The organism is Xanthobacter pollutisoli, assembly GCF_040044995.1.
Lineage (GTDB): Bacteria > Pseudomonadota > Alphaproteobacteria > Rhizobiales > Xanthobacteraceae > Xanthobacter.
This window is the reverse complement of the sequence record NZ_JBDZDP010000002.1, coordinates 476257-502114: the sequence shown is the minus strand read 5'-3', so window position 1 is coordinate 502114 and position 25858 is coordinate 476257. Positions and strand designations below refer to the sequence as shown.

The 25858-nt window shown below is 69.2% G+C and carries 30 protein-coding genes and 1 tRNA gene; 21 read left to right on the top strand and 10 right to left on the bottom strand.

The window, feature by feature from the left end:
- Positions 1 to 9 precede the first annotated feature (9 nt).
- Together ABLE93_RS07740 and ABLE93_RS07735 are read right to left on the bottom strand one after the other, a co-directional pair.
- Positions 10 to 822 (bottom strand): amino acid kinase family protein, encoded by an 813-nt coding sequence (locus tag ABLE93_RS07740; protein WP_348839076.1) that lies wholly within the window; start codon positions 820 to 822, stop codon positions 10 to 12.
- A gap of 253 nt (positions 823 to 1075) precedes the next feature.
- Positions 1076 to 1717, bottom strand: coding sequence for a TetR/AcrR family transcriptional regulator (locus tag ABLE93_RS07735; protein ID WP_348839075.1), 642 nt, complete (start codon positions 1715 to 1717; stop codon positions 1076 to 1078).
- A gap of 71 nt (positions 1718 to 1788) precedes the next feature.
- Here ABLE93_RS07735 and ABLE93_RS07730 point away from each other — a divergent pair, with 71 nt between their 5' ends.
- A complete protein-coding gene (locus ABLE93_RS07730) occupies positions 1789 to 2544 on the top strand; it encodes an SDR family oxidoreductase (protein ID WP_348839073.1) in 756 nt (251 codons plus the stop codon).
- A 163-nt stretch (positions 2545 to 2707) separates the two neighbouring features.
- Here the strand turns inward: ABLE93_RS07730 and ABLE93_RS07725 are convergent.
- Positions 2708 to 2797: transfer RNA gene (locus ABLE93_RS07725), tRNA-Ser, on the bottom strand.
- 304 nt (positions 2798 to 3101) lie between these two features.
- Here ABLE93_RS07725 and ABLE93_RS07720 point away from each other — a divergent pair.
- The 8 genes from ABLE93_RS07720 (at position 3102) to ABLE93_RS07685 (ending at position 10912) form a co-directional block, all read left to right on the top strand.
- Complete coding sequence (locus ABLE93_RS07720; protein ID WP_348839072.1) at positions 3102 to 3950, top strand: septal ring lytic transglycosylase RlpA family protein; 849 nt, start codon at positions 3102 to 3104, stop codon at positions 3948 to 3950.
- Positions 3951 to 4132: 182 nt separating this feature from the next.
- Complete coding sequence (locus ABLE93_RS07715) at positions 4133 to 5353, top strand: D-alanyl-D-alanine carboxypeptidase family protein (RefSeq protein ID WP_348839071.1); 1221 nt, start codon at positions 4133 to 4135, stop codon at positions 5351 to 5353.
- Positions 5350 to 6003, top strand: coding sequence for a dTMP kinase (tmk, locus tag ABLE93_RS07710; protein WP_348839070.1), 654 nt, complete (start codon positions 5350 to 5352; stop codon positions 6001 to 6003). Before ABLE93_RS07715 ends, tmk begins: the two co-directional genes overlap by 4 nt.
- Positions 6000 to 7028: a DNA polymerase III subunit delta' gene (locus tag ABLE93_RS07705; RefSeq protein ID WP_348839069.1), complete on the top strand. Its 1029-nt coding sequence runs from the start codon at positions 6000 to 6002 to the stop codon at positions 7026 to 7028. The genes tmk and ABLE93_RS07705 overlap by 4 nt, the downstream gene beginning before the upstream one ends.
- 45 nt (positions 7029 to 7073) lie before the next feature.
- Positions 7074 to 8627: a methionine--tRNA ligase gene (metG, locus tag ABLE93_RS07700; protein WP_348839068.1), complete on the top strand. Its 1554-nt coding sequence runs from the start codon at positions 7074 to 7076 to the stop codon at positions 8625 to 8627.
- 117 nt (positions 8628 to 8744) lie between these two features.
- Entirely contained in the window at positions 8745 to 9254 is a 510-nt protein-coding gene (locus ABLE93_RS07695) for a hypothetical protein (RefSeq protein ID WP_348839067.1), read from the top strand.
- 183 nt (positions 9255 to 9437) lie between these two features.
- Positions 9438 to 9986, top strand: coding sequence for a DUF2087 domain-containing protein (locus ABLE93_RS07690; RefSeq protein ID WP_348839066.1), 549 nt, complete (start codon positions 9438 to 9440; stop codon positions 9984 to 9986).
- An 11-nt stretch (positions 9987 to 9997) separates the two neighbouring features.
- Positions 9998 to 10912, top strand: coding sequence for an alpha/beta fold hydrolase (locus ABLE93_RS07685; RefSeq protein ID WP_348839065.1), 915 nt, complete (start codon positions 9998 to 10000; stop codon positions 10910 to 10912).
- Here the strand turns inward: ABLE93_RS07685 and ABLE93_RS07680 are convergent.
- Positions 10904 to 11485 (bottom strand): biotin transporter BioY, encoded by a 582-nt coding sequence (locus tag ABLE93_RS07680; RefSeq protein ID WP_348839064.1) that lies wholly within the window; start codon positions 11483 to 11485, stop codon positions 10904 to 10906. The two genes, ABLE93_RS07685 and ABLE93_RS07680, sit on opposite strands and share 9 nt — an antisense overlap.
- A gap of 194 nt (positions 11486 to 11679) precedes the next feature.
- On the opposite strand from ABLE93_RS07680, the gene ABLE93_RS07675 reads away from it, so the two are divergent.
- The 3 genes from ABLE93_RS07675 (at position 11680) to ABLE93_RS07665 (ending at position 14405) form a co-directional block, all read left to right on the top strand.
- Positions 11680 to 12471 carry a TatD family hydrolase gene (locus ABLE93_RS07675; RefSeq protein WP_348839360.1) on the top strand — a complete coding sequence of 264 codons (792 nt, stop codon included), beginning with the start codon at positions 11680 to 11682 and terminating at the stop codon, positions 12469 to 12471.
- A 17-nt stretch (positions 12472 to 12488) separates the two neighbouring features.
- The gene (locus ABLE93_RS07670; RefSeq protein WP_348839063.1) at positions 12489 to 13037 is read left to right on the top strand and encodes a CoA-binding protein; all 549 of its coding nucleotides are present in this window, start codon (positions 12489 to 12491) and stop codon (positions 13035 to 13037) included.
- A gap of 66 nt (positions 13038 to 13103) precedes the next feature.
- Entirely contained in the window at positions 13104 to 14405 is a 1302-nt protein-coding gene (locus tag ABLE93_RS07665; protein WP_348839062.1) for an O-acetylhomoserine aminocarboxypropyltransferase, read from the top strand.
- Between the two features lie 4 nt (positions 14406 to 14409).
- Here the strand turns inward: ABLE93_RS07665 and ABLE93_RS07660 are convergent, their stop codons facing one another.
- A complete protein-coding gene (locus ABLE93_RS07660; RefSeq protein ID WP_348839359.1) occupies positions 14410 to 15306 on the bottom strand; it encodes a LysR family transcriptional regulator in 897 nt (298 codons plus the stop codon).
- A 152-nt stretch (positions 15307 to 15458) separates the two neighbouring features.
- Between ABLE93_RS07660 and ABLE93_RS07655 the strand changes: the two genes are divergently transcribed.
- Positions 15459 to 15872, top strand: coding sequence for a CidA/LrgA family protein (locus ABLE93_RS07655; protein ID WP_348839357.1), 414 nt, complete (start codon positions 15459 to 15461; stop codon positions 15870 to 15872).
- Positions 15859 to 16572, top strand: coding sequence for an LrgB family protein (locus ABLE93_RS07650; protein WP_510182989.1), 714 nt, complete (start codon positions 15859 to 15861; stop codon positions 16570 to 16572). The genes ABLE93_RS07655 and ABLE93_RS07650 overlap by 14 nt, the downstream gene beginning before the upstream one ends.
- 3 nt (positions 16573 to 16575) lie before the next feature.
- Here ABLE93_RS07650 and ABLE93_RS07645 read toward each other — a convergent pair whose 3' ends face one another.
- Complete coding sequence (locus ABLE93_RS07645) at positions 16576 to 17649, bottom strand: COX15/CtaA family protein (RefSeq protein WP_348839061.1); 1074 nt, start codon at positions 17647 to 17649, stop codon at positions 16576 to 16578.
- A gap of 151 nt (positions 17650 to 17800) precedes the next feature.
- Here ABLE93_RS07645 and ABLE93_RS07640 point away from each other — a divergent pair, with 151 nt between their 5' ends.
- Positions 17801 to 18013: a DUF2842 domain-containing protein gene (locus ABLE93_RS07640; protein ID WP_348839060.1), complete on the top strand. Its 213-nt coding sequence runs from the start codon at positions 17801 to 17803 to the stop codon at positions 18011 to 18013.
- A gap of 131 nt (positions 18014 to 18144) precedes the next feature.
- Here ABLE93_RS07640 and ABLE93_RS07635 read toward each other — a convergent pair whose 3' ends face one another.
- A complete protein-coding gene (locus ABLE93_RS07635; protein WP_348839059.1) occupies positions 18145 to 19590 on the bottom strand; it encodes a hypothetical protein in 1446 nt (481 codons plus the stop codon).
- Between the two features lie 102 nt (positions 19591 to 19692).
- Positions 19693 to 20520, bottom strand: coding sequence for an enoyl-CoA hydratase (locus ABLE93_RS07630; protein WP_348839058.1), 828 nt, complete (start codon positions 20518 to 20520; stop codon positions 19693 to 19695).
- Between the two features lie 89 nt (positions 20521 to 20609).
- On the opposite strand from ABLE93_RS07630, the gene ABLE93_RS07625 reads away from it, so the two are divergent.
- From ABLE93_RS07625 to rpsI, 4 genes are all read left to right on the top strand, one after another.
- Positions 20610 to 21065, top strand: coding sequence for a PaaI family thioesterase (locus ABLE93_RS07625; protein ID WP_348839057.1), 456 nt, complete (start codon positions 20610 to 20612; stop codon positions 21063 to 21065).
- An 82-nt stretch (positions 21066 to 21147) separates the two neighbouring features.
- On the top strand, positions 21148 to 21729 hold the full coding sequence (locus tag ABLE93_RS07620) for an NAD(P)H-dependent oxidoreductase (protein ID WP_348839056.1): 582 nt from the start codon (positions 21148 to 21150) through the stop codon (positions 21727 to 21729).
- 193 nt (positions 21730 to 21922) lie between these two features.
- Complete coding sequence (rplM, locus tag ABLE93_RS07615; RefSeq protein WP_348839055.1) at positions 21923 to 22384, top strand: 50S ribosomal protein L13; 462 nt, start codon at positions 21923 to 21925, stop codon at positions 22382 to 22384.
- Position 22385: 1 nt separating this feature from the next.
- Complete coding sequence (gene rpsI / locus ABLE93_RS07610) at positions 22386 to 22865, top strand: 30S ribosomal protein S9 (RefSeq protein WP_348839054.1); 480 nt, start codon at positions 22386 to 22388, stop codon at positions 22863 to 22865.
- A gap of 162 nt (positions 22866 to 23027) precedes the next feature.
- Here the strand turns inward: rpsI and ABLE93_RS07605 are convergent, their stop codons facing one another.
- Positions 23028 to 23375 carry a hypothetical protein gene (locus ABLE93_RS07605; RefSeq protein ID WP_348839053.1) on the bottom strand — a complete coding sequence of 116 codons (348 nt, stop codon included), beginning with the start codon at positions 23373 to 23375 and terminating at the stop codon, positions 23028 to 23030.
- Positions 23376 to 23528: 153 nt separating this feature from the next.
- On the opposite strand from ABLE93_RS07605, the gene ABLE93_RS07600 reads away from it, so the two are divergent.
- Entirely contained in the window at positions 23529 to 24290 is a 762-nt protein-coding gene (locus tag ABLE93_RS07600; RefSeq protein WP_348839052.1) for a histidine phosphatase family protein, read from the top strand.
- Positions 24291 to 24360: 70 nt separating this feature from the next.
- Here ABLE93_RS07600 and ABLE93_RS07595 read toward each other — a convergent pair whose 3' ends face one another.
- Positions 24361 to 24552 (bottom strand): hypothetical protein, encoded by a 192-nt coding sequence (locus ABLE93_RS07595; RefSeq protein WP_348839051.1) that lies wholly within the window; start codon positions 24550 to 24552, stop codon positions 24361 to 24363.
- Positions 24553 to 24745: 193 nt separating this feature from the next.
- On the opposite strand from ABLE93_RS07595, the gene ABLE93_RS07590 reads away from it, so the two are divergent.
- Positions 24746 to 25840 (top strand): AI-2E family transporter, encoded by a 1095-nt coding sequence (locus ABLE93_RS07590; RefSeq protein ID WP_348839050.1) that lies wholly within the window; start codon positions 24746 to 24748, stop codon positions 25838 to 25840.
- Positions 25841 to 25858: the final 18 nt, after the last annotated feature.

Genomic DNA, 25858 nt, shown 5'->3' with positions numbered 1-25858 from the left:
GGATCGTCCTCAGCGCGCGGTGATGATGGTGCCCACGTGCTCGCCGGCGAGCGCGCGGGTGAGATTGCCGGGCACGAGGCCGTTCACCACCTGCACCTCGCGCACGTGCTTCGCCTGCTTGAGCAGGTCGAGCATGGGGAATTCGAGGATGGAATCGGCGAGCCCCCGGGCCTTCATCTCGTCCACCGAGATCTTGGGAATGAAGGTGGCGTCTTTCGCGGTCTTGGGGTTGGCGGTGTAAAGGCCGTTCTCGTCCTTCACATAGACCATCTGCTTGCAGCCGAACTGCTCGGCCAGCAGGAAGCAGCCGGCATCGGTGCGGTAGGGCGGGATGACTCCCTCCGCGGCCGGCCGGGTCCACAGGGCGTAGGGCGGCATGCCGGCGAAGACCACCGCATGCACCTCGGCGAGATAGAGCGGTACGGCCGAGAGGCCCGCCCCGTCCACCTTGGAGATGCCGTGCCTGGCGAGGAGCTGGCCCAACATCTCGGCATTCTGGTCCGCCACCGAGGCGCCGAGCTGGGAGAGTACGCCGGCCGGCAGGTTGAGCTCGGCGGCGATGGAATAGAGATGCCGCGCGCGGGTGCCGGCGCCGGTGCCGATGAGCAGCTTGTGGGTCCTGCGGGCGGCGACGATCTCCTCGATGAGCGGATAGACGGCGGCGCGGCCGCGGTCGATGACGCTCTGCCCGCCGATCTTGATGACGCTCGCATCGGGCAGGATGCGGAAATCCGAAGCCTGCTCGGCCGCCGCCAGAAGCTGCGCATCGGTGAGCGACCGCTGGGAAAGGAGCGCGTCCAGCTCCGCCGTGGTCTGGGCCATGGGATGCCTTTCTGTTTTTCGTCTCTTTTTCTTGAAAGGAGTCGATACATTCCATGAATTGCGACCGCAACATGCGGAAATTACAAGGTTTTATGGCCTTCGTAAAATTCACACAGGAATGCATGAGAACGCACTCGGCGGCCGCACGCGATCGCGTTCACCCGCGCGCGCCCGCGGCGATGCGCCGGTCAGCGCCCCCCGTGGACGGACCGGCCGCGCAACAATCGGCCAAGGGCGATGCGTGCCCCCGGGACTATCGGTCGGCAACGCCATTGGCGGCCACGAGATAGGCGTGGCACGCGCGCGGCAGTTCCTGGCGCAGGCAAGCGAAGTCTTCATCCGTGGGGCTGCTTTCCATCACCACGCGCACCGAGCCGCCCAGCATCGCCGCGAGCATGAAAGCGACGGCATCGCGACGCGCGAAGCGCGCGTCGGGCGCTGCGGCGAGGAGCGTGGCGATGACATTGGTCATCAGCTTCATGCCGCGGGCCATGACCTCGGTCAGGTCGAAGTCGGACGCGATGGCGTAGATGGCGCGGGATGCGACCATATCGGCGGTCTTGGCGTCCAGCCACGCTGTCGCCAGACCTTCGGCGACGACCGCGAGGTCGCTCCCCGTCAGGCGCTCGGCCGCCGCCATCATGGCGTCCATGATGGTCTGCAGGTGCCGGTCCACGATGGCGTAAAGCAGTGCCTGCTTGTGGGGGTAATATTGGTACATGGTGCCCACCGACACCCCCGCCCGCTCGGCGACGCGGGTCGTCGTCAGGCGTCCAGCCCCCTCCGCCAGCAATACCTGAATGGTCGCTTCGTGAATCGCTCCGATGGTTGCGGCGGAGCGCGTCTGTTGCGGTGTTTTCCGGGGCTTTAGCAGCGCCGGCGCAGGGCGGGTCATATGCGAATTCCTAATCTGAATGATTCTTCATATCTTTCGCCTCCACCTCCCCCATCGCAAGGAAATTCTGGATGAAAACTGTCCTGATCACCGGCTGCTCGACCGGCTTTGGCCGCGAGATCGCGCTCTATTTCCTCGAGCGCGGCTATCACGTGCTTGCGACCATGCGAAATCCGTCCGCGAGCACCCTGCCGGCGTCCGACAATCTTCGCGTTCTGCCCCTGGATGTGACCGACGCTGGCAGCATCGCCGCCGCCATCGCCGAGGCGGGCCCGATCGACGTCCTGGTGAACAACGCCGGGGTTGGCGCGTTCGATGCCCTGGAAGGCATGTCGTCCGAGACCATCCGCAGGATGTTCGACACCAATCTCTTCGGCGCCATCGCCATGATGCAGCAGGTCCTGCCGGGCATGCGCGCGCGGGGATCGGGCGTCATCGTCAACGTGGGGTCGAGCATCATCTACATGCCGGTGCCCCTTGTCGCCGTCTACCGGGCCAGCAAGGCCGCACTGACGGCCCTCACCGAGTCCCTCGTTCCAGAACTGGCGCCATTCGGTGTGCGCGCGTGCGTGATCGCGCCGGGCATGGCACCGAGCACCGCCTTTGCAGCGTCCATCCATCAGGAGGTCGGCAAAAACGGTGGCCCGCACGAGGCCTATGCCGAGCTCGCAGCTCAGATCCTGGCCCAGCTCCAAGCGGCGGGCAGCGGCGAGATCACCACCGAGCGGGACGTGGCCGAAGCGGTGTTCCGCGCCGCCACCGACCCCGCCTGCCCGACCGTCCTACCGGCCGGCCCCGACGCCATCGCGTGGTCGAAGCAACGCTGAAGCGTCGAGGATTGCCATGCCTTGAGCGGGTGCGGCCGGTGGATCGCACCCGCTCTCCCCCCGACCCGGTGATGACGGGCAGGGAGCGGAGGCCTTGGCGCCGTATTTCGGCGACGCTTTGCGCCATCACGAGCCCGGTTGCGCGCGGCGCGCTCTGCTCAGTTGGCGGAAGGGGTGGGATTCGAACCCACGGTGGGGTTGCCCCCACGGCGGTTTTCAAGACCGCTGCCTTAAACCGCTCGGCCACCCTTCCGTGTCGCGCGAGGGCGAGCGTTCAGGACCCATCTAGACCAGCTTGCGCGGCCCGTCGAGGTGGGCTCGGCCAAGGGGTTGCGTTAACCATCGACAAACCATCGCCCCATTTTCGCCGTCATTGGACCTCCTGTTGGGGCGGATTGCCGGGGTCTCCTGATCGCGGTGCTGCGTTCATTTCCCTTAAGGCACGGGCGCCGGCGGGGGACAGGCAACGGATGACGGGCACGGATGACGAAGGGATGATGACGAGCAGATCGGCATTGCATTTCCTTCCAGGCTCCCGCGCGGTTCGGCCGTTCCCAATGGCCGGCGGCCTCGGGGGCCGCGCCCTCGGTGGCTGCGGCGTTCTGCTGGCCTGCCTGGCGTTGGCGGGATGCGGCTCGGTCGATTCCCTCGGCAGCAAGATCGATCCGCTCTATGGCGTCTCCGCCAGCCCCCGCGTGGTGGCGGAAGGTGATCCCGTGCCGCGCGGCGGCGGCTCCTACAAGGTGGGCAAGCCCTATGTGGTGGGGGGCCGCACCTACGTTCCGGCGGAAAATCCCAATTACGCCGCCGAGGGCCAAGCCTCCTGGTACGGCAAGGACTTTCATGGCCGCAAGACCGCCAATGGCGAGATCTTCGACATGACCTCCATCTCGGCCGCGCACAAGACGCTGCCCATGCCGTCCTACGTGCGGGTCACCAACCTGTCCAATTCGCGCTCCATCGTGGTGCGGGTCAACAATCGCGGCCCGTACGTGGGCGACCGGCTGATCGACGTCTCCTATCGCACCGCCGAGCTCCTCGGGTTCGCCAAGAACGGCGTCGCCAGGGTGCGGGTGGAATATCTCGGCCGGGCGCCGCTCGATGACGACGACGACGTGAAGCTCGCCTCCACCCTGCGGCAGGATGGCAGCCCCGCCGATCTCTACGAGGGCTCGCCGGTGCGCGTCGCCTCCGCCCGGCCGTTCGTGCCGGACCTGCCGACGGTGCGCGGCGTGCCCGCCTCGGCCGGTCCGAGTGGCGAGGCGCCGGTGCCCCCGGCACGGCCCTTCGACCTGGGCCAGCCGTCCGGCGGCTCCGTCTCCGTGGCGAATGCCGGCTGGTCGGCCGGCGCGGCGCCCGTCTCGGGCCTCGGCTTTGCCGGCGTACCCGGCGACAGCGGGCGCTGAGCGCTCCTCCTCACCCCGACGGTTTAAAGATGCCTGTGGCGCCTGTGCGCCGCGGGGGGATTTGCCCTTCCGCCACTTTACCCGCGCCCACGGTCTGGCCGATGATCGCGCGGGCGGTCATCTGAGGCTGCGCCGTCGGCGCCCGCTCCTTCGTCCTCCGGCACCGCTGCAGGTGGAGTTCCATGTTCGAGAAGGCCCGCTTCACCCGTCTGGTCCCGGCCCTCGCGCTCGCAGCGTCCGTCGCCGTCGCATGGGCGATGGGGGCGCCGGCCAGAGCGGCCGAGGGATTCCAGACCTCGGTCCCCGCCGCCATCCTGCTCGATTACGAAACCGGCACGATCCTGTTCGAGAAGGACGCCGACAAGAAGATCGCCCCCGGCACGCTGGTGAAGGTGATGACGGCGGAGGTGGTCTTCTCCCAGCTGCGCGCCGGCAAGATCGCTCTGGACACGCCGTTCACCGTGAGCGTCAACGCCTGGCGGCGCGGCGGCGGCCCGTCCGGCGGGGCGGCCATGTTCGCCGAGGTGAACAAGCCCGCCCCGGTGGGCGAGCTCCTGGCCGGCGCGCTGGTGGTGTCGGGCAATGACGCCGCGATCGCCTTGGCAGAGGGCGTGGCCGGCACCGAGAGCGCTTTCGCGCAGATGATGAACGCCCAGGCCAAGAGCTTCGGCATGGTCAATTCCGAGTTTCACAACGCCACCGGCTTCACCGAGTCCGGGCAGGTGTCGGCGGCCCGCGACCTCGGCCTGCTGGCGGCGCACATCATCCGCACCTATCCGGATTATTATCCGGTGTTCGCCCGTCCGGGCATCGAGTGGAGCCGCATCAAGCAGCGCAATCGCAACGTGCTGCTGGAGGCCGGCGTCGGTGCCGACGGCCTTCAGGTGGGTTGGGTGAAGGACGTGGGCTACCACGCCCTCGGGGCAGCGGTGCAGAACGGCCAGCGCCTCATCGTCGTCGTGCTCGGGGCGCGCAGCGAGAAGGAGCGGCTGGACGAGACGCGCAAGCTCCTGGAATGGGGCTTCCAGTCGTTCCGCCAACGACAGGTGTTCGCGCCGGATCAGGAGGTTGGCCGGGCGCAGGTGTTCGGCGGCGCCTCGGGCAGCGTCGGCCTCGCGGCGCGCGGCGCGGTCTCCGTGCTCACCCCGCGCTCGGGGAACGAGCGCGTCACCGCGCGGGTGGTCTATACGGGGCCGCTGCGGGCTCCGGTGGTGAAGGGCACGCAGGTCGGCCGGCTCCAGGTCACGCGCGGGCAGGTGAAGGTGCTGGAGCTGCCGCTCTACACCACGGAGGACGTGCCGGTGGGATCGCTGATGGACCGCGCGCTGGACGGGGGCCTGACCCTCATGGGCGACAGCGTGCGCGACCTTGCCAAGCGGGCGCTGGCGAAGATCCAGAAATGAGCCGCGGCCGCCTCATCACCTTCGAGGGCGGGGAGGGGACGGGCAAGTCCACCCAGGCCCGCCGCCTCGCCGTGGCCCTGCGGGCGCTCGGCCACGAGGTGGTGGAGACGCGCGAGCCCGGCGGCTCCCCAGGAGCGGAGGCGGTGCGGCACGTGCTGCTTTCCGGTGGCGCCGAGCCGTTCGGTCCCGCGGCCGAGGCGCTGCTGTTCGCCGCCGCCCGATCCGACCATGTGGACACGCTGATCCGCCCGGCGCTCGCCCAGGGCCGGATCGTGGTGTGCGACCGCTTCATCGATTCCACCCGCGTCTACCAGGGCGCTGTCGGCGCGGTGGACGCGGCGCTGCTCAATGCGCTGGAGGCCATGGCCGCCGGTGATTGCCGGCCCGACCTCACCTTGGTGCTCGATGTGCCGCCGGAGATCGGCCTCGCCCGCGCTGCCACGCGCGGCAAGGGCGCGGTGGCGGATCGCTTCGAGCGCGAAGGGGCCGACTACCACGCCGCCGTGCGCGCGGCCTTCCTCGACCGGGCCGCGGCCGATCCCGGACGCTGCGCGGTGGTGGATGCCTCGGCCGATCCCGACGCGGTGGCGGACGCCATCGCCGCCATCGTCGCCGCGCGCCTCGGCCTCGGCGCGGACGCGGCAGCATGAGCGAGCTCGCCGGCGACATCCTGCCCGGCGCACCCCATCCACGCGAGCAGTCGCGGCTGTTCGGCCATGCCACGGTGGAAGCGGACCTTCTGGGCGACTTTCGCGCCGGGCGGCTGCCCCATGCCCTGCTCATCGGTGGACCCGAGGGCATCGGCAAGGCGACGCTGGCCTATCGGCTCGCCCGCGTGGTTCTGGCCGGCGGACCGGAGGCCGGTGCCCACGACCTCAGCCTGCCGCCCACCCATCCCGTGTTCCGGCAGGTGGCCTCCATGAGCCATCCCGACATGCTGGTGCTGCGCCGCGCGCCGGAGGCGGGGGAGGAGAAGCTGCCCACAATCATCCCCGCGGAGATGGTGCGGCGGGTGCGCACCTTCTTCGGCGCCACGGCCGCCGCCGGCGGCTGGCGGGTGTGCATCGTGGATGCCGTGGACGAATTGAACGCCTTCGGCGCCAACGCCTTGCTGAAGACGCTGGAGGAGCCGCCGCCGCGCGCCCTGTTCCTGCTCGTCACCCATGCGCCGGGCCGGGTGCTGCCCACCATCCGCTCGCGCTCGCGCCTGATGCGGCTGCGGCCCCTGGAAAGCGCCGATGTGCTCGCCGCCCTCGATCACCTGAAGGAGGAGATGTCGGATCTCGACGCCGCGACCCTCCCGGCCGCCGCTGAGGCCGCCGGCGGAAGCGTCCGGCGGGCGGTGGTGCTGGCGCGGGGGGAGGGGATGGAGGTGCGCCTCGCCACCCTGCGCGCGCTGGAGCAGTTGCCCCGTCCCCGGCCGGAGGATCTGCACGCGCTGGGCGCCCGCCTGCAGGGCGACCGGGCGGACGGGCTGGACCTGTTCGTGGAGGCGGTGAGCGACTATGTGGCGGCACAGGCGACGCAGGAGGATGCGCCGCGCCATCGCCTTGTCCGCCTCGGCGAGGTGTGGGAGAAGGTGCGGCGCAGCGCGGTGGAGGCCGATGTCTTCAATCTCGACCGCAAGGCGCTGGTGTTCCGCATCTTTGCCGATCTGGCCGAGGCCGTGCGCTGACGAAGCGCCGCCCGCGCGGATCGGAGAAATCGTTCCGAGCCGCCGATGTCCGTCAAGCCGCCGTTCTACATCACCACCGCCATCGCCTACCCCAACGGCGTGCCCCACATGGGCCACGCCTATGAGGCGATCGCGGCCGACTGCATCGCCCGTTTCAAGCGGCTGGACGGCTATGACGTGCGCTTTCTCACCGGCACCGACGAGCACGGCATCAAGATGCTCCAGACCGCCCAGAAGGCGGGCCTGACGCCGCGCGAGCTGCTGGAGCGGAACGTTCCCCGGTTCGAGGCCATGGGGGAGGCGTTCGACCTCTCCAACGACGATTTCATCCGCACCACGCAGGAGCGCCACCACACGGCGAGCCAGGCCATCTGGGAGAAGATGGCTGCCAATGGTGACATCTACAAATCCACCTATGCCGGCTGGTATTCGGTGCGCGACGAGGCCTATTACGCCGAGGACGAGACCAGCCTGAACGAGCAGGGCGTCCGCCTCGGCCCGCAGGGCACGCCCGTGGAATGGGTGGAGGAGGAGAGCTATTTCTTCCGCCTCTCGGCCTATCAGGACCGCCTGCTGGCCTACTACGAGGCCAACCCCGGCTTCATCATGCCGGAGGCCCGCCGCAACGAGGTGGTGAGCTTCGTCTCGGGCGGCCTCCAGGACCTCTCCATCTCGCGGACCACCTTCGACTGGGGCATTGCGGTGCCCGGCGACGAGAAGCACATCATGTATGTGTGGGTGGACGCGCTGACCAACTACATCACCGCGCTCGGCTATCCTGAGACCACCGGCGACTTCGGCCGGTTCTGGCCGGCGGACGTGCACATCATCGGCAAGGACATCATCCGCTTCCATGCGGTGTACTGGCCGGCCTTCCTGTGGTCGGCCGGGTTGGAGGCGCCGAAGCGCGTGTTCGGCCACGGATTTCTCTTCAACCGCGGGGAGAAGATGTCCAAGTCGGTGGGCAACGTGATCGATCCGTTCGATCTCGCCGCCACCTACGGGGTCGATGCCATCCGCTATTTCTTCCTGCGCGAGGTGTCGTTCGGCCAGGACGGCTCCTACAGCCACGAGGCCATCGTCAACCGCATCAACGCGGACCTCGCCAACGACCTCGGCAACCTCGCCCAGCGCTCCCTGTCCATGATCGCCAAGAATCTCGACGGCGTGGTGCCCCAGCCCGGGCCGCTGACCGCCGAGGACGAGGCCATGCTCGCCATGGCGGACGGGATGCTGTCGGCGAGCCGCGCGGCCATGGAGACGCAGGCGATCCACCTCTATCTCAATGCGGTCTGGGCCGTGGTGGCGGAGGCCAACCGCTATTTCGCTGCTCAGGCCCCCTGGGCGCTGAAGAAGACCGACCCCGCCCGCATGGCCACCGTGCTGTGGCTCACGGCAGAACTGATCCGCCAGATGGGCATCCTGGTGCAGCCGGTGATGCCGCAGAGCGCGGCGAAGCTGCTCGATCTCGTGGGCGCGCCCGAGGATGAGCGCGGCTTCGACCGGCTGGACGCCGCCCATCGCCTGCCGGCGGGCCGCGTCCTGCCGGCGCCGGTGGGCGTGTTTCCCCGCTATGTGGAGCCGGAGGCGGCGGTCTGAGCGGCGCCGATGCGCGGGTCGGGATGCCCTCGGCCCCAAATTTATCTTAACCTTGATGGCTTGTTATGGTCTGTCCCTGCGATAGGCAGCCGGGACGGGCGAGCGGGAGCGGTGGGAATGACGGGCGGAAGAATGGTCGCGGCGCTCGCCGTCGCGCTGGCACTGGCGGGCTGCGGCAGCAGCTACGACCGCGCGCCGCCGCCGGCCGCAACCTATGATCCCATTCCCCCGCTGATGCCCTCCGAGCCGCCGCCCGTAACGCCCGAAGGTCCCGCCGTCCCGCGCATCGAGGTGAAGCTCGCCAGCGCCGACGCCACGCTGGTGCGCGCCCGCATTGCCACCGCCCGACGGGCGCGGCAGTACAACATCACCGTAGACCAGCCGGCCCAGCTCATCGCGGAAAAGCGCCTGTCACCCGACGAGGCCATGAAGCGCACCAACGGCCAGACCCAGGACGCCGCCTTCCGCCTCGACTACATCTTCAACACCTCGGGTGGCAGCGTCACGGTCTCGCTGGAGGCCTCCATCGTCGCCAATCCTGGCCGGCCCGGCGAGCAGGTGCGGCCCATCACCATGCCGGCCGGCGATGCCGACGCCCTGAAGGAAGAGATCGCCTCCGCGGGGTGAGGCTTGCCCTTGCGCCGGCATGCCCGATCGCGCTAGAAGGTCCGCCGGTCGGCAGTTCACCGAGGCGTCGCTGTCCCGCGAGGGAAGCTAAACCTGCCTTCATTCCTTTCGGCAGACACCTTTCGCGTGCCGCGTCGTAAGCCAGCGACCACGACTGATCCTTCCGGCACCGAGGGATAGGTCATGTCCAGAACCCCATTGCCTTTCGCCGCCGGCGATGTCTCGGCGCTGGCGCGCGCGCTCGGCCGCGAGCTGAACGCCGCGCCGGAGAAGCTCGGCCACGTCCAGTTGCTCAATGTGCTGGTGCGCGCCGCCGGCTACCGGAACTTCCAGCACTTCCGCGCCCAGCAGGCCGCGGGAGCGAAGCTCGCCGCCGCGCCGCCTCCCGCCTCGGCGCCGGTGGACCTGCGGCTCGTCGCCGATGCGGCGCGCCATTACGACGGCACCGGACGCCTCGTGCGCTGGCCGTCCAAGGAGAGCCGCCGTATCCTCGCTTTGTGGGTGCTGTGGTCGCGCCTGCCCGCGGCGACGACGCTCACGGAAGCGCAGATCAACGCGGAGCTGCGCGCTCTCCATCTGTTCGATGATCCGGCCCTGCTGCGGCGGGCGATGGTGGATCTCGGACTCCTGTGGCGCACGCGCGACGGGGGCGCCTATCGCCGCATCGGCCAACGTCCGCCGCCCGAGGCGCTGGCACTGATCCGCCATCTTGGGCGGGGGCTGGCCCAATGAGCGCGCGCGACATGGACCACCGCACGAATCCGCCCGGCGCGCTGGCGCAGGTCGCGCCGGTCCGCGTCGAGACGGCGCTGGGGCCGGTCGAGGTGGCGCAGGCGGGCGCGGGGCCGGCCGTGCTCGCCTTGCATGGCGGCATGGGTGGTTACGACCAGGGCCTGATCCTCGCCGAAACCATCCTGCCGGACGCCCGGGCGTTCCGCGTCATAGCGCCGTCCCGGCCGGGCTATCTGGGCACGCCGGGTGGTGGCCATGACGACCCGCAAGCGCAGGCGGACCTCTATGCCGCGTTGCTTGACCGGCTCGGCATCGCGCGGGTTGTGGTAGCCGCGGTTTCGGCGGGCGGGCCGAGCGCGCTCGCGTTCGCCGCTCGTCACCCGGCGCGCTGCGCCGGTCTGGTGCTGGTCTCCGCCTGCACGGTGCGCCTCGACGTGCCGCAGCGGGTGCGCAGGCGCCTGCCGGCGATGCGCGTGCTGTCGCGCCTGCCCGGCGTGCCGGCGTTCCTGGGCTGGATGACTCGCAGGCAGCCCATGAAGGCGGCACGCGCCTCCATCGCCGATGCGGACCTGTGCGCCCGCACCCTGGCGCATCCCGAGGCTGGCCCGCTGATGCGGATGCTGCAGGAAAGCATCTTCCGCGACATCCGGCGGCGCCTGCCGGGGACGCAGAACGACGTGGATCGCCTTTCGGTTTTGCCCGAGCAAGCGGCGGGGGGCATCGCGGCGCCGGTTCTGGTGATCCACGGCACCGGCGACCGCGTGGTGCCGTTCCACCACGCCACCCGGCTGATGGAGGTGCTGCCGTGCGCCGAGCTGATGGCCATCGACAAGGGCGAGCATGTCGCCCTGTTCACCCATCTCGACGCCATCCGTGCCCGTGTCGGCGGGTTTCTCGCGCGGCTCGCGGTCCCCGCGTCAGCGTGAGCGCGGGGCGCCGGAAAAGCGCTCGGCGGCGATGATGGTGGCGAGGGCGGCGACGGTCTTCACCACCGCGCCGGGGAGGAACGGCAGGAAGCCCCGCTCGAACGCGAAGCCCGGTCCCATCTTGGTGGCGATCCATGCGGCGCCCATCACCATCAGAACCAGGTGGCCGAGCGCCAGTACGCCGAAGAGCGGCAGGGGACGCAGCTGCGCCCAGTTCTCCTGCAGCCAGCCCACGAGAAGGGTGGTGACGAGGAAGCCGACGATGAACCCGCCCGAGGTGCCGGTGAGCATCTCCAGCCCGCTGCGCCCGCCGGAGAAGACCGGCAGGCCCATGAGCCCCGCGGCGAGATAGACCGCCACCGTCAGCCCGCCCAGCCGCCAGCCCATGAGGGCCGCGAGCGTGATGAGGACGTAGCTCTGCAGGGTGATCGGCACCGGCTGGATGGGAATGGAGAGCTGCGCGCTCCAGGCGAGCAGCGCGACGCCGACCACAAGTATGGCGCCTGCCCAGGCGGCGGAATGATCGGCGAGCCGCGCAAGAACGGGGCGGAAAGGGGAGGGCGATAGGGTCATCGGGATCCTGAGGATGGAAACGGCGCGACCTGCCGATACCGCCAGCAGAGAGCTTGAGCAAGAGCATGGGGCCGCCACGCGCAAACCCCCGCGGGTCTGCTGGCGCACCCCTCGCCGGATCGCACAGCGCGGCCGTGCCTCGACGCGCCGCGCCGAAGCGCTTATGTGAAGCCCGGACTTCTCAAGTGGCCATCATGCTCGTCGACAGCCATTGCCATCTCGACTTTCCCGATTTCTCCGCCGAGCTGCCCGACGTGGTGGCGCGGGCGCGGGCGGCCGGCGTCTCCCATCTCGTCACCATCTCCACGCGGGTGCGTCGCTTCGCCGAGATCGCCGCCATCGCCGAGCGGTTCGAAGATGTGAGCTGCTCGGTGGGCACCCATCCCCATCAGGCGGCGGAGGAGCCGGACGTCACGGTGGGCGACTTGGTGCGGCTCTCGCGCCATCCCAAGGTGGTGGCCATCGGCGAGGCGGGGCTCGATTATCATTACGACACCAGCCCCCGCGCGGCGCAGGAGCACGGCTTCCGCACCCATATCGCTGCAGCGCGCGAAACCGGCCTGCCGCTGGTGATCCACGCCCGCGAGGCGGATGCCGATGTCGCCGCCATCTTGGAGGAGGAGAGCGCGCGGGGCGCCTTCCCCTTCCTGCTCCACTGCTTCACCGCCGGGCCGGACCTCGCGCGCCGCGCGCTGGCGCTGGGCGGCTATATCTCGTTCTCTGGCGTCGTGACCTTCAAGAAGAGCGAGGATCTGCGCGCCATCGCCACCGAGGTGCCGGCGGACCGCATATTGGTGGAGACGGATTCGCCCTTCCTCGCGCCGACGCCCCATCGCGGCAAGCGCAACGAGCCCTCGTTCGTGCGCGAGACCGCGAAGGTGCTGGCGCAGGCGCGGGGCGAGTCGATGGAGGAGTTTGCGGCGGCGACGACCCGCAATTTCCAGACCCTGTTCTCCAAGGCAGACATGACCGGCGCGGGGCGCTGACGCGGAGGAAGCCGAGCGTGAACCACGATCGCTACGACGACGCTTATATCCGCGGCATCCTCGCCGGGGTGAAGACCATCGCCATCGTGGGCGCCAGCGCCAATGCGGCGCGGCCGTCCTATTTCGTCATGAAATATCTCTCCGAGCGCGGCTACAAGGTCTATCCGGTCAATCCGGGACAGGCCGGCAAGACGGTGGTGGGCCTCACCTTCGTCGCCACGCTCGCCGACGTGCCCGAGCCCATCGACATGGTGGACGTGTTCCGTGCGCCCGAGCACGTTCCGGCGGTGCTGGACGAGGTGCTGGCGCTTGAGCCCAAGCCGAAGGTGCTGTGGACCCAGCTCAGTGTGCGCAACGACGAGGCCGCCGCCCGCGCCGAGGCGGCCGGCCTTCAGGTGGTGATGAACCGCTGCCCGAAGATCGAGTACGGGCGCCTTTCCGGCGAGATCGGCTGGACCGGGGTGAACTCGCGCACCATCTCCGCCCGCCGGCCGCAGCGGCTGGGCAGCGGGGTCCAGCGCCTGTCGATCGCGCCCCGCGGACCCAAAACTCCACAAAATTCGTAGAATTACCGTATTAAAAAATATTCCACATCGGGCTAGAACGGTGTGGACCAAACGGGAGACACGCTCATGACCGACGAGAGCTCACCGGCCCCGCGCGAGCCCGGCTTTTCCACCCTCGCGATCCATGCGGGCGCGCAGCCCGATCCTACCACCGGCGCCCGGGCGACCCCCATCTACCAGACCACGTCCTTCGTCTTCGACGACGTGGACCATGCCGCCTCGCTCTTCGGACTTCAGGCCTTCGGCAACATCTACACCCGCATCACCAACCCCACGAATTCGGTGCTGGAGGAGCGCGTCGCGGCGCTGGAGGGCGGCACGGCCGCGCTGGCGGTGGCCTCGGGCCATGCGGCCCAGCACCTCGTCTTCCACACGCTGCTGACGCCCGGCGACGAGTTCATCGCCTCGCGCAAGCTCTATGGCGGGTCCATCAACCAGTTCACCCATGCCTTCAAGAGCTTCGGCTGGAACGTGGTGTGGGCGGATCCGGACGACATCTCCTCCTTCGAGAAGGCGGTGACGCCGAAGACCAAGGCCATCTTCACCGAGAGCATCGCCAATCCCGGCGGCGTCGTGACCGACATCGCCGCGATCTCTCAGGTGGCGAAGAAGGCGGGCGTGCCGCTCATCGTCGACAACACGCTGGCGACGCCCTATCTGTGGCAGCCCATCAAGGACGGTGCCGACATCGTCGTCCATTCGGCCACCAAGTTCCTGGGCGGACACGGCAATTCCATTGGCGGCGTGATCGTGGACGCCGGGACTTTCGACTGGTCGGCCACCGATCGTTATCCCTTCCTGTCGAAGCCGCGGCCGGAATATTCGGGCATGGTGCTGCACGAGACCTTCGGCAATTTCGCCTTTGCCATCGCCGCCCGCGTGCTGGGCCTGCGCGACCTCGGGCCGGCCCTGTCGCCGTTCAACGCCTTCCTGCTGCTGACCGGCATCGAGACCCTCGCCCTGCGCATGCAGCGCCACAGCGAGAACGCCCTCAAGGTCGCGGAATATCTCGCCGGCCATCCGCAGGTGGCGTGGGTGAGCTATCCCGGCCTTGCGGCGGATAAGTACAACGCGCTGGCGCAGAAATACCTGCCCAAGGGCGCCGGCGCCGTCTTCACCTTCGGCCTGAAGGGCGGCTACGAGGCGGGCGTGAAGCTGGTGTCGGGGGTGGAGATGTTCTCCCACCTCGCCAACATCGGCGACACGCGCTCCCTCATCATCCACCCCGCCTCCACCACCCACCGCCAACTCACCGACGAGGCGAAGACCGCCGCCGGCGCCGGACCGGAGGTGGTGCGCCTCTCCATCGGCATCGAGGACGTGGCCGATATCATCGGCGACCTGGAGCAGGCGCTGGCCAAGGTCTGATGCCTCAGGAGGCAGCGTCCCCGCCGCCGTAGACCTCGCGGGTGAGGTCCAGCCATGCGCGGGCGGCGTGGGAGAGATAGCTCCCCTGCCGCCACACGATGGCCATGTGCCATTCCGTCCCCGGCTCGTCGAGCAGGGCGAGGCACACGCCCGGCGTCGCGCGCTGGGCGGCGATGGTGCGTGGCAGGAAGGCGATTCCCAGCCCCGCCGCCACCAGCTCCACGATGAAGTCGGTCTGCCCGCTGCGCGCCGCGAGCTGGGGCGCGAAGCCGTTGCGGGCGCACGCCTCCTCCAGCACCTGATTGAGCGCGAAGCCACCCTCGAACAGGATGAAGGGGGAAGGTGCCAGCGAGCCAAGGGTGACGCGCTCCTCCCCCGCGAGCGGATGGTCGCGAGGGAGGACCGCCATCAACGGCTCGCAGCGGACGGCTTGCGCGTCGAACCCGTCCTTCGCGGGCAGCAGGGAGGCGGCAAGCTCGACCTCGCCGTCCAGCAGCATCTCCTCCAGCCGCTTGGAGCCGTGTTCCGTGAGGCGGATCTCGATGCCGGGATAACGCGCCCGATAGATCGCGAACAGGGGCGCGAACAGCGTGCTGGCCCCGAGCGGCGGCAGGCCGAGGCGGAGGCTGCCGCGCCGCAGGCCACGCAGATCGTCCAGCTCGGCGACGAGGCCGTCGCGTTCGGTCAGCAGGATGAGGGCACGGCGATAGACGATCTCGCCGGCGGCGGTGAGCTGGCTCTTGTGGCCAATGCGGTCGAGCAGCGGCACGGCCAGCTCGTCCTCCAGCTGCTTCACCGCTTTTGAGATGGTGGGCTGCGATGCGTGCAGGACCTTCGCGGCCGGGGAAAAGCCGCCCTGCCGCACCACTTCCACGAAGGCCCTTAACGTCCGTAATTCCATGATATGCCAATACAGAATATACTTCATGCAATCAATTCATTTTCATTATGATGCATTGCGTCCTATCTTGCGTAGGTCGGCACTGGAGGTGCCCACCCATGCTCCGCCTCAACACGCTCCTCGCTAATTCTTCCAATAGTTTACCGCGCAACATGCTGCGCACCATGCGCGCTGCATTGCAGCGCAGCATGTTGATGCAGATCGCCCTTCTCGCCGTCTTCTGGGGCGTGGGCGAGGCCGTGGTGCGCGTCACCGGACTGCCCGTGCCGGGCGGCATCGTGGGCATGGGCGTGGTGCTGGCGCTCCTCTCCACCGGCTGGGTGCGGCCGGCCAGCGTCCGGCGGGGCGCGTCGTGGCTGCTCGCGGAGATGTTGCTGTTCTTCGTCCCGGCGGTCATGGCGGTGCTGGACCACAAGGAGCTCATCGGCTTCGACGGCCTGAAGATCGGCGCCGTCATCCTGCTGGGCACGCTGGTGGTGATGGCCGGCACGGCGCTCGCCGTCGATCTGTGCCTGCGCCTGTGGGCGCGACCGGCGCTGCCGGGGGGCGGCCATGCCGATGCCTGACCTTTCGCTAAGCCATCCGCTCGTCGCGACGCTGTTCTGGTCCGCCGTCACCATCGGCTGCTATGCGGCCGCGCGGGCCATCGGCGGGCGCTGGCGCTTCTGGTGGACCTCACCCTTGCTGCTGACGCCGCTGGGCGTCGGAGCGGTCGCGCTGAGCCTCCATGCCGGCTACGCCGAATACATCCGGGGCACCCACTGGCTGGTGCTCATGATGGGGCCCGCCACAGTGGCCTTCGCCATTCCCATCTACGAGCAGCGGGCGCTGATCCGCCGCCACTGGCCGGTGCTGCTGGTGGGCGTGGTGGTGGGAAGCGCCCTCGCCATGGGCACCGCGCTCGCCATGGCCCATGCCTTCGGCCTGTCCGAGGCGCTGCAATTGAGCCTGATGCCGCGCTCCACCTCGACGCCCTTCGCCATGGCGGTGTCCGGCGACATCGGCGGCGTGCCGGACCTGACGGCGGTGTTCGTCATCCTCACCGGCATCTGCGGCGCGGCACTGGGCGAAGTGGTGCTGAAGGTGATGCCGCTGCGTTCCTCCCTCGCCCGCGGCGCCCTGTTCGGCATGGGCGCGCACGGAGCAGGGGTCGCCCGCGCCCATCAGATCGGCGGCGAGGAAGGCTCCATCGCCGGCCTCGTCATGGTGCTGGCCGGCCTGTTCAACGTGATGATGGCGCCGGTCGTGGCGGCCCTTCTGGGCTGAGGCTCAGGCGGACCGGGCGGCGGGCTCGCGCGCGGTCAGGCCATAGGCATGCACCACCGTAAAGATCAGCACCGCCGTCGCGCCGAACTGGTGGGCGAGGGCCATGTCGATGGGTACCTGGTGCACCAGCGTGAGGATGCCGAGCAGCGCCTGTCCCGTCACGAGGGCGAACAGCACCCACGCCCGACGCGCCGCCCGCCCACCGGCGCGGGTGGCATCGAGGGCGTGGAGCAGCGCCAGGCCCCACAAGGCGTAGGCCAGCATGCGGTGGTCGAATTGCACCGTCAGCGCATTCTCGAACAGGTTGCGCCAGAACGGCTCGGCTGCGGCGAGACGGCTCGCGGCGGGGATGAATTCGCCATCCATGAGCGGCCACGTGTTGTAGGCCATGCCGGCGTCGAGCCCGGCCACCAGCCCGCCGGCGAAGATCTGCATCAGCACCAGACCCACGAGCGCGGACGCCACGGCGAACACCCGGCGGGACACCTTCTGCGCCGTTTCGCCCGTCAGCGAGCGGGCCACGGCCACCACCGCGGCGAGGATGATGCAGGCGAGGGTGAGGTGGATCGCAAGGCGGTACTGGCTGACGGACACGCGCTCGGTGAGCCCCGAGGCCACCATCCACCAGCCGACCGCCCCCTGCAGGCCGCCCAGGGCGAACAAGGCAAGGCACTTGAGGAGCAGCGGACCGCGCAGCACGCCGCGCCAGACGAAATAGAGGAAGGGAATGAGGAAGGCGAAGCCGATGAGGCGGCCGAGCAGGCGGTGGCCCCATTCCCACCAATAGATCCGCTTGAAGCCTTCGAGACCCATGCCCTTGTTGAGGATCTCGTACTGGGGAATGGTCTTGTAGCGGTCGAACTCGGCCTGCCAGTCCGCCTGCGACAGCGGGGGCAGGGCGCCGGTCACCGGCTTCCATTCAGTGATGGAGAGGCCGGACTCGGTGAGCCGCGTGGCGCCACCCACCACCACCATGGCGACGATCATCGCCGCAACCACATAGAGCCAGAGGCGCACGGCGCCCTGTCCCGGGCGTGGGCGGTCGGCGGCGATGGAAACGGCGTCGGCGTGCGACATGGCATCCTGGCTCCGCATGCGCGGTTCTGTTCGCTGGCCCCTCCCGTCCGATCCGTTATAGAGGGCGGCAGCGCCGCGCAAGGGAACGGGTGCCGCATGCCCGCGCGTCAGCCGGCCTTGCGCGCGAGCGATATCGAGGAGAGTGGAAGCCATGCGCCAACGGATGCGAAAGCTCGTCGGCACCGTGCTGATGCTGGTGCTGGTGGTGGTGTGGGCGCTCTCCGCCATGGCGCTGGCGCAGGGGCGGGTGACGGAACTCGGCTGGGCGCTGCAGACGGTCTGCTACATCATCCTCGGCATGGCCTGGGTCATCCCCGCCGCCGTCCTGATCCGGTGGATGGAGCGGCCGGACAAAAACGCCTGAAAAGTCGGGCTCTTATCGCCATATCTTCAGGACTGACATGAGACGCCCGCGCACTGTTCTCGGTCTCGCTGACGCAAAAAACCCGGCTGTGAAGCCGGGCGCGGGCAGCGACGTCGTGTCGAGGAGAGGTGTCAGGCGGCGCCGGCGAGGCGCTCGGGCTCGGCGGGTTCCGCCTCCAGGGAGGGCGGCGGCAGGGCGGCCGGATGCTCAGGCGCGTCCGCCTCGGTGCGGATGCCGGTGGCGAGGCACACCATGACCACCCGGGCGAAGCGCTTGTCGGCCAGCGCGTCGAAGCTCTCCACCGCCGCGGTGGGCGGGGCGTCGTCGGGATTGAGGCAGACCACCAGCGGATCGAGGCCGGCGAGACTGTGCCCGCTGCGGGCTCCGGCAAGGCTCGGCGCCGCCACCACCACGAAGTCATAGGTGCGCTTGAGCGCCTCCAGCACCAGCGCGAGGCGTTCCGCCCCCACCACGGCGGGCCCCGAGAGGGCGTCGCGTCCCGGCGGGATCACATGGGCGCGCGATCGCACATCGCGATGGATCGTCTCGCCAAAACCGGCGACGCCGAACAGCAGTTCGCTCATGCCCGGCGCCCAGGGATCGGAGACGAGGGCCGCGAGGCTTTCCGCTGCCCCGTCCAGCGCCACCAGGGCGACCCCGGCGTCCTCGGACAGGCGGCGGGCAAGGTCAACCGCGCAGGTGGCGGAGGCCTCGTGCAAGGCGTCGGAGGTCAGGACGATGAGCGCATTGTCCCGACCCGGCGGCCCGATCTGAGCCAGCAACCGGTCCACCGCGTCGGCGAGATCGATCCCGCCGCCTTCCGGGCCACCGATCCAGGCGATCCGGTGGGTGCCGGCGAGCTCCACCGGCAAGGCGGTTCCCTCGACAGGACCTTCCGTCTGGGGTGCGGCGGACCAGTGCCGGCGGGCGATCACGAGGAGCACGGCGGCCGCCGCGAGGAGCCCGAGGGCGAGGGGGCCCGGCGGGTTCGGCAGGGGAAAGGCGCGTCCGGCCTCCCCCCGGCGCAGCTGCGGCAGGCGCGGTGCCTCGCCCTGCCCCGATCGCGCGTCGCGGTCGAGGGAGAGGAAAGCGGAGATGTAGGCGTCGGCCGCGCGCACCGCGAGAGCGGGGGTCGGAGCGGAAACCGAAAGGCGCAGCGCCCGGCCGCCCTGCTCGGGCTCCACCTCCAGCTGCTCCATGAGCCGCCAGGCGGCACCGATGGCGGGGCTGCGGCCCTCTCCGTCGCGCCGTGCGAAGCCGAACCAGCCGCCGACGCCTCCGGTCGCGATACGCCGCACATCCTCGGGCGAAAGCAGGCTGGCCGCGTCATAGGCGAGCTCGCGGGACGATAATACCTGCGCCACCCCCCGCACGGCGGCGGCCGGCGGCTGGGCGCCCACGTCAAAGACAAGCGTGGTGGTGGCCGAGAAGCGCAACGGCAGGAAGCTCGCCAGCACCAGCACGGCGAAACCGATCCAGGCGGTCTGCCAGGGGCTCAAGCGGAAGGCGCGCGCCGAGGCCCAGCTTGCGCTGCGCACACCGGCTGCATTCGTCTGCGCCGCATCGAGGTGCGACATGGGCCGCTCTCCCAGCGAAGCCGGCACAAGGCGCGCCAGCTTCCCCAAGGAATGCCCGATTATGGTTGATGCTTCGTAAACGCGACTCGGCGCCGATGGTGCTCAGCGGTCTTCCCAGTGGGGCGGGCGCTTGGCGAGGACGGCGGAAATGCCCTCGTCCGCATCGCGGGCCAGCATGTTCTCCGCCATCACGCGGGAGGCATAGGCATAGGCATCGTCGAGGCCCATCTCCGCCTGCGCATAGAAGGCGGCCTTGCCCAGCTTCACCGGCACCTGGGACTTTTCGGCGATGGTGCGGGCCAAGGCCTGGGCGGACGCAAGCGCCGCGCCGGCCGGCACCACGCGGTTGACGAGGGCCATGCGGCGGGCGTCCTCGGCTTCCACCCACTCGCCAAGCAGCAGCATCTCCATGGCGTGCTTGCGGGCGAGATTGCGCGACACCGCCACCATGGGCGTGTGACAGAACAAGCCGATGTTGACCCCCGGCGTGCAGAAGCGCGCCTTCTCCCCCGCCACGGCGAGGTCGCAGCTCGCCACCAGCTGGCAGCCGGCGGCGGTGGCCATGCCCTCCACAGCGGCGATCACCGGCTGGGGCAAGCGGACGATGGCGGTCATCAGCGTGGCGCAGCGCTTCAGTACATCCTCGAAATAGGCGCGGCCGCGATCGGCGTCGCCGCGATGGGCCTGGATCTCCTTCAGATCGTGCCCGGCCGAAAACACCGGCCCTTCCGCCGCCAGCACCACGGCGCGCACCGAGGCATCGGCCGCGATAGCGGCGAGCGCGTCGGTGAGGCCCGCCATCATCGCCTCGGACAGCGAATTGCGCTGCGCCGGCCGCGCCAGCGTGAGGGTGGCGACGCCGCCGTCGCGGTGATCCACCAGCACCGGCGCTGTGGAGGCCATGGCGGCGGACATGTCATGAACGGTCATGGGCCTTGGGTTTCCCGGTTTGACGTTTCCGCTTCTATCCTATTCACAAGCGGCGGCCGGCGCGAGCCGGCGAGGCGGGAGCGGAAGGCATGGCGGAAGGCAGGGACGCAACGCGCGAGTGGGTGATGAGCGTGAAGGAGCTGACGGCCTTCCTCGTCCGCGAATTTCCGCAGGCCTTCGGACCCGGCCGCCCGCACCATGTGGAGCGGGTAGGGCGCAATACGGCCACCGTGCGGCTCGACGCGGACGAGAGCCACCTGCGGCCCGGCGGCACCATCTCCGGCCCCGCCATGATGACCTTGTCGGATGTGGCGGTCTACGTCGCCCTGCTCGGCCAGATCGGCCCGGTCCCGCTGGCGGTGACCACCAATCTCTCCATCAATTTCCTGCGCAAGCCCGCGCCCGGGCCGCTCTTCGCCGACGCGCGGCTCATCAAGCTCGGCAAGCGCCTTGCGGTGGGCGAGGTGGGGCTGCGCGGGCCGGGGGACGACGAACTGGTGGCCCATTGCGTCGCCACCTATTCTATCCCCGACCGCCCCGCCTGATCCGGGTCAAGGACGGACGGGACCGGACGGTCTAGGGATGCGACAAGCGTCCGTCTCCCGGGGGACGCAGCAGCGGCGCCCCATGACCACGATCCTGATTCTGCAAGGCCATCCCGATCCGGCCGGGGGGCATCTTTGCCACGCCCTCGCCGATTCCTATGCGGCCGGCGCCGCCGCGGCGGGCCATCGCGTGCTCAGGGTGGAGGTGGGTGCCTTGCCCTTCGAGATGCTGCGCTCGCAGGAGGACTTTCTCTCCGCCCCGCTGCCCGCTGCCCTCGCGGAGGCCCGCCGGGCGCTGGAGGAGGCGGGCCACCTTGCGATCTTCTTTCCCCTGTGGCTCGGGGGCATGCCGGCGCTGCTGAAGGGCTTCCTGGAGCAGCTGATGCGGCCTGGCTTCGCCTTCGACTATCTGCCGGGCGGCCGGACGCGCGCGCGGCTGAAGGGCCGCTCGGCCCGGGTCGTCGTCACCATGGGGATGCCTGCCGCGGTGTTCCGCCTGTGGTTCCTCTCGGCGGGCCTTTCGGCGCTCACCCGCAACGTCCTCGGCTGCACCGGCATGGCGCCGGTGCGCAGCACGGTGATCGGCGCGGTGGAGCAGGCCGGGCAGGCGCGGCGGACGGCGTGGCTGGCGCGCATGGAAGCGCTCGGACGCGCGGCCGCATAGGGCAAGGTCATGGGAAAACGTCGCATTTTTGATGGTGTTATGGCACCATTTTTACAAGTTATTGTTTTTGCGTATGAATTCTCGCTTCGAACGCATTGACGCGTGCGCGCGGCTCCTCTAGAAGCCGTGCATCGTCGGATGTCGCCTTGCCTCCGGGCCGGGCCGTCCGACTTTCTCATTCGGAAACGATCCCATGAAGACGTATTCGGCCAAGCCTGCCGAAATCGAAAAGAAGTGGGTGGTGATCGACGCCAGCGGCCTCGTCGTCGGCCGTCTCGCCACGATCATCGCCATGCGCCTGAAGGGCAAGCACCTGCCCATCTACACGCCCCACGTGGATTGCGGCGACAACATCGTCGTGGTCAACGCCGAGAAGGCGGTGTTCACGGGCCGCAAGAAGGACCAGAAGGTCTATTACCATCACACCGGCTTCCCGGGTGGCATCAAGGAGCGCACCGCGAAGTTCGTGCTCGAGGGCCGCTTCCCGGAGCGCGTCATCGAGAAGGCGGTGGAGCGCATGCTCGCCCGCGGCCCGCTCGGCCGCAAGATCATGGGCAATCTGCGCGTCTACAAGGGACCGACCCACCCGCACGAGGCCCAGCAGCCGGTCGCCCTCGACGTGGCGTCGCTCAACCGCAAGAACGTGAGGAACTGACATGGCCGAGGTTCTCCAGTCCCTCGACGCCCTCGGCGCCGCCAACGTCTCGGCCCAGCCCGAAGCCCCCGTGCATGTGCAGAAGCTGGACAAGTACGGCCGCGCCTATGCCACCGGCAAGCGCAAGGACGCGGTCGCCCGCGTGTGGGTCCGCCCCGGCACCGGCAAGATCACGGTGAATGATCGCGACATTGAGGTGTATTTCGCCCGCCCGGTGCTGCGCCTCATGATCAACCAGCCGTTCCAGGCCGCGACCCGCGAAGGCCAGTATGACGTGGTCTGCACCGTTTCCGGCGGCGGCCTCTCGGGCCAGGCCGGCGCGCTGCGTCACGGCATCTCCAAGGCGCTGACCTATTACGAGCCGGAGCTGCGCAGCCCGCTCAAGAAGGGCGGCTTCCTGACCCGCGACAGCCGCGTGGTCGAGCGCAAGAAGTACGGCCGCGCCAAGGCCCGCCGTTCGTTCCAGTTCTCCAAGCGCTGATCGCGCTGCAGAACGAGGGATCGTTTTTTCGAGGACGGCGGGGGCTTCCCCCGCCGTTTTCTTTTGTTTGGAGCGATGCGCATCGGCACAAAAAATGGCCGGGCGAGCCCGGCCATTCTCGATACCTGTCCATCCAGTCCGGCAGGCCGGCCGAGCAGCCGCTCAGAAGCTCGGCGTGTCGCCGTCGAGCGGGCTCCACTGGCCGTTGTTGGTGGGATCGCCGGGCGGGCCGGAGCCGTAGCCGCCCGTGAGATCCGGCGGGAAGACGTAGTCCTCGTTGCGGTCGTCGCCGATCTTCACGTCGGGACGGATCGGCGCGCCGGGGCCGGGATCGAGATAATTGCCCTGCGGGATGACGGGCAGATGGATCACCCGCGGCGTGACGACGATGCGCTGCTGCGAGCTTTGCGCCACCGCCTGCATCCCCGCCGTCCCGATCAGCGCGAGCAGCAGCGCACCCGCATAGCCGCTCGTCCCGAAGCTCATCTCCGCCATGGCGTCGTCCCGCATGAAGCCGGATCAAGACGCGCCGGCTGCCGCCTTGAAGCATGTTCGCCTTTCCCTGTGAAGGGGGCGTTGCCCGCCGGGCCACGGGGCGCGGGAACTGGTATCGTCGCGCGCAGCATGTTTAGCCTGTTCGACTGATTCCGGCGGAGTCGTGAGATGCGTGGGGTGGCTTGGCGCGTCGCGGCCTTATGCGGCCTGCTTTTCTCTCTCCTCCTGCCGGCGCTTCCGGCGACCGCCGCTCCGGCGCGCATCATCCTGCTGCGCCATGGGGAGAAGGGCGGACCCTGGATCCTCTGCGACATCGGCCGGGAACGGGCGCGGGCGCTGGCGGCCTATTACATCGGCAAGGATGCGCAGAAATCCCTGTTCCGGCCCGGCGAGACCCCCAAGGCGATCCTCGGCATCTCCCTCCACACGCTGGAAACCATCTACCCGGTGGCGGATTCGTGGGGCATGCCGGTCACCTTCTATGCGGTGATGCCGGAGATGGTGGACGGCCGCTTCGTGATCGTGAACGAGCGGCTGAACCAGCGCACCCGCGAGGCCGCCCGCGACATGCTGGAGCGGCCCGAGTGGGCCGGCCAGACGCTGGTGGTCAATTGGGAGCACGACCACATCACCAAGCCGAACTTGAACGTGAAGACATCCGCCGCCGGCGCAGGCGGGTCGGCGCCGGGGACCGTTCCGGCGGTAACTCTTTACGACCTGCTGGGTCTGGCCGCTTTGCCGGGCGTGCCCGACAACTGGCCCGGAGACACCTACGATTATTTCTGGATCATCGATTTCGACCAGGCCACGGGCAAGCCGACCGCGCTGACCATGCTGAAGCAGGAGTTCGGGCCGCCGTTCGAAAACCTGCCGCAGAACGGCTGGGGCGAGCCCGAGGGACAGGCGGCGGCGGCAACCTGCACCCCCTGAGGGGCGCAGGGACGGGACTGCCGCCCCCTGTCCGCTGTCGCATGGGCTGTCCGAACCCCGACAGCCTATGTCACTTCTTGTACTTGCGGATCATCATCTCGATGGCCGTGACGGATTCCGACACGTTCAGCCAGTTCTCCGCCTGCTCGTCATTCTTGAATTCGCGGCCGAGATTGATGGGCTCATCATGTCCCGTGAGGTGCAGAAAGCACGCCCATTTGCCGTTAGGCAGCTGCTCCACCGTGACCTTGTGGTCGGACATTGTGTGTCCTCGCCTGATTTGCATTGTTGCTTCATGGTCCGGCGTCCCCACCCAGGGGGACGCCGCCGACGCCCCTGATGCAATCGGCCGGCCATGGCGGACGGGCACGGCCGGACGCCAGCGGAGCGATGCTCGGACGTCCGCTTCTTGACCCGGCGGCGATCTCGCGACACCTAGGGCGCGGGAGAACGGCATGGACGGGCAGCAGAAGGACGCCAGCGACACATCATTCGGACCGGTGCTGCAGCTGGCGCTGCGCTTCGGCACGCTGGCGCTGCTTTTCGGGTGGTGCTTCACCATCGTGCGGCCGTTCCTGACGCCGCTCCTGTGGGGGCTCATCATCGCCATCGCCTCCCACCCGGTGTTCGTGCGCTTGTGCGCCGCCCTGCACGGACGGACGGCCGCGGCCGCGAGCCTTTTCGTCCTCCTCGCCCTTGCCGTGCTGGTGCTGCCGGCGGTGCTGCTCACCGACACGCTGGTGGCGAGCCTGAAGATGCTCTCCCATCACCTCGCCGACGGCACGCTGCGGGTGCCGCCGCCGCCGGAGACGGTGAAGACCTGGTTCCTGGTGGGGGACCCGCTCAACCGCTTCTGGCTGCTCGCCTCCACCAATCTCGATCAGGCCATCGGCTCGGTGGCGTCCGAGCTCTCCTGGGCGGGCCGCTGGATGGTTGGCTCGGCCACCGGGGTGCTTCTGGGGCTCGCGGAATTCATCATCGCCATCTTCGTGGCGGCCGTGCTGATGGCCAATGCGGCGAGCGGCCAGAGGATCGCCGGGGACGTCGCCACCCGCCTCGCAGGCTCGGGCGGGCTCGGTTATGCGGAATTGGCGGTGCGCACCATCCGCAGCGTCACCAAGGGCATCATCGGCGTCGCCCTCATCCAGGCTTTGCTCGCCGGCCTCGGCTTCCTGGTGGCGGATATCCCGGCGGCCGGCCTGCTGGCACTGTTGTGCCTCATCGTCGCCATCGTGCAGCTGCCGCTCGCTCTGGTGCTGGTGCCGGTGGCGATCTACGCGTTCACAATTCTCGCCCCGGTGCCGGCCGTGATCTTCGCGGTCTGGTGCGCCGGCGTGTCGCTCATCGAGCATATCCTGCGGCCGCTCCTGCTCGGCCGGGGGGTCGACGTGCCCATGCTGGTGGTGTTCATCGGCGCCATCGGGGGGCTCCTGTCGTCGGGGGTGCTGGGCCTGTTCGTCGGACCCGTGGTGCTGGCGCTGGGCTATACCCTCGTCCTCGCCTGGCTCCAGGCGGGTCCAGGTCATCACGTCCCGCCGGCCGAGCCGTAGCGAGCGGGGCGTGTTGCG

Coding starts and splice junctions, on each gene's coding strand:
- ABLE93_RS07680 (WP_348839064.1), bottom strand. CDS start 11,485: ATGACCCTATCGCCCTCCCCTTTCCGCCCCGTTCTTGCGCGGCTCGCC.
- ABLE93_RS07715 (WP_348839071.1), top strand. CDS start 4,133: ATGTTCGAGAAGGCCCGCTTCACCCGTCTGGTCCCGGCCCTCGCGCTC.
- ABLE93_RS07625 (WP_348839057.1), top strand. CDS start 20,610: ATGGCGGAAGGCAGGGACGCAACGCGCGAGTGGGTGATGAGCGTGAAG.
- ABLE93_RS07635 (WP_348839059.1), bottom strand. CDS start 19,590: ATGTCGCACCTCGATGCGGCGCAGACGAATGCAGCCGGTGTGCGCAGC.
- rplM (WP_348839055.1), top strand. CDS start 21,923: ATGAAGACGTATTCGGCCAAGCCTGCCGAAATCGAAAAGAAGTGGGTG.
- ABLE93_RS07630 (WP_348839058.1), bottom strand. CDS start 20,520: ATGACCGTTCATGACATGTCCGCCGCCATGGCCTCCACAGCGCCGGTG.
- ABLE93_RS07640 (WP_348839060.1), top strand. CDS start 17,801: ATGCGCCAACGGATGCGAAAGCTCGTCGGCACCGTGCTGATGCTGGTG.
- ABLE93_RS07665 (WP_348839062.1), top strand. CDS start 13,104: ATGACCGACGAGAGCTCACCGGCCCCGCGCGAGCCCGGCTTTTCCACC.
- ABLE93_RS07660 (WP_348839359.1), bottom strand. CDS start 15,306: ATGGAATTACGGACGTTAAGGGCCTTCGTGGAAGTGGTGCGGCAGGGC.
- ABLE93_RS07620 (WP_348839056.1), top strand. CDS start 21,148: ATGACCACGATCCTGATTCTGCAAGGCCATCCCGATCCGGCCGGGGGG.
- tmk (WP_348839070.1), top strand. CDS start 5,350: ATGAGCCGCGGCCGCCTCATCACCTTCGAGGGCGGGGAGGGGACGGGC.
- metG (WP_348839068.1), top strand. CDS start 7,074: ATGTCCGTCAAGCCGCCGTTCTACATCACCACCGCCATCGCCTACCCC.
- ABLE93_RS07645 (WP_348839061.1), bottom strand. CDS start 17,649: ATGTCGCACGCCGACGCCGTTTCCATCGCCGCCGACCGCCCACGCCCG.
- ABLE93_RS07675 (WP_348839360.1), top strand. CDS start 11,680: ATGCTCGTCGACAGCCATTGCCATCTCGACTTTCCCGATTTCTCCGCC.
- ABLE93_RS07685 (WP_348839065.1), top strand. CDS start 9,998: ATGGACCACCGCACGAATCCGCCCGGCGCGCTGGCGCAGGTCGCGCCG.
- ABLE93_RS07605 (WP_348839053.1), bottom strand. CDS start 23,375: ATGCGGGACGACGCCATGGCGGAGATGAGCTTCGGGACGAGCGGCTAT.
- ABLE93_RS07730 (WP_348839073.1), top strand. CDS start 1,789: ATGAAAACTGTCCTGATCACCGGCTGCTCGACCGGCTTTGGCCGCGAG.
- ABLE93_RS07595 (WP_348839051.1), bottom strand. CDS start 24,552: ATGTCCGACCACAAGGTCACGGTGGAGCAGCTGCCTAACGGCAAATGG.
- ABLE93_RS07695 (WP_348839067.1), top strand. CDS start 8,745: ATGACGGGCGGAAGAATGGTCGCGGCGCTCGCCGTCGCGCTGGCACTG.
- ABLE93_RS07735 (WP_348839075.1), bottom strand. CDS start 1,717: ATGACCCGCCCTGCGCCGGCGCTGCTAAAGCCCCGGAAAACACCGCAA.
- ABLE93_RS07650 (WP_510182989.1), top strand. CDS start 15,859: ATGCCGATGCCTGACCTTTCGCTAAGCCATCCGCTCGTCGCGACGCTG.
- ABLE93_RS07655 (WP_348839357.1), top strand. CDS start 15,459: ATGCTGCGCACCATGCGCGCTGCATTGCAGCGCAGCATGTTGATGCAG.
- ABLE93_RS07600 (WP_348839052.1), top strand. CDS start 23,529: ATGCGTGGGGTGGCTTGGCGCGTCGCGGCCTTATGCGGCCTGCTTTTC.
- ABLE93_RS07740 (WP_348839076.1), bottom strand. CDS start 822: ATGGCCCAGACCACGGCGGAGCTGGACGCGCTCCTTTCCCAGCGGTCG.
- ABLE93_RS07720 (WP_348839072.1), top strand. CDS start 3,102: ATGGCCGGCGGCCTCGGGGGCCGCGCCCTCGGTGGCTGCGGCGTTCTG.
- ABLE93_RS07690 (WP_348839066.1), top strand. CDS start 9,438: ATGTCCAGAACCCCATTGCCTTTCGCCGCCGGCGATGTCTCGGCGCTG.
- ABLE93_RS07705 (WP_348839069.1), top strand. CDS start 6,000: ATGAGCGAGCTCGCCGGCGACATCCTGCCCGGCGCACCCCATCCACGC.
- rpsI (WP_348839054.1), top strand. CDS start 22,386: ATGGCCGAGGTTCTCCAGTCCCTCGACGCCCTCGGCGCCGCCAACGTC.
- ABLE93_RS07590 (WP_348839050.1), top strand. CDS start 24,746: ATGGACGGGCAGCAGAAGGACGCCAGCGACACATCATTCGGACCGGTG.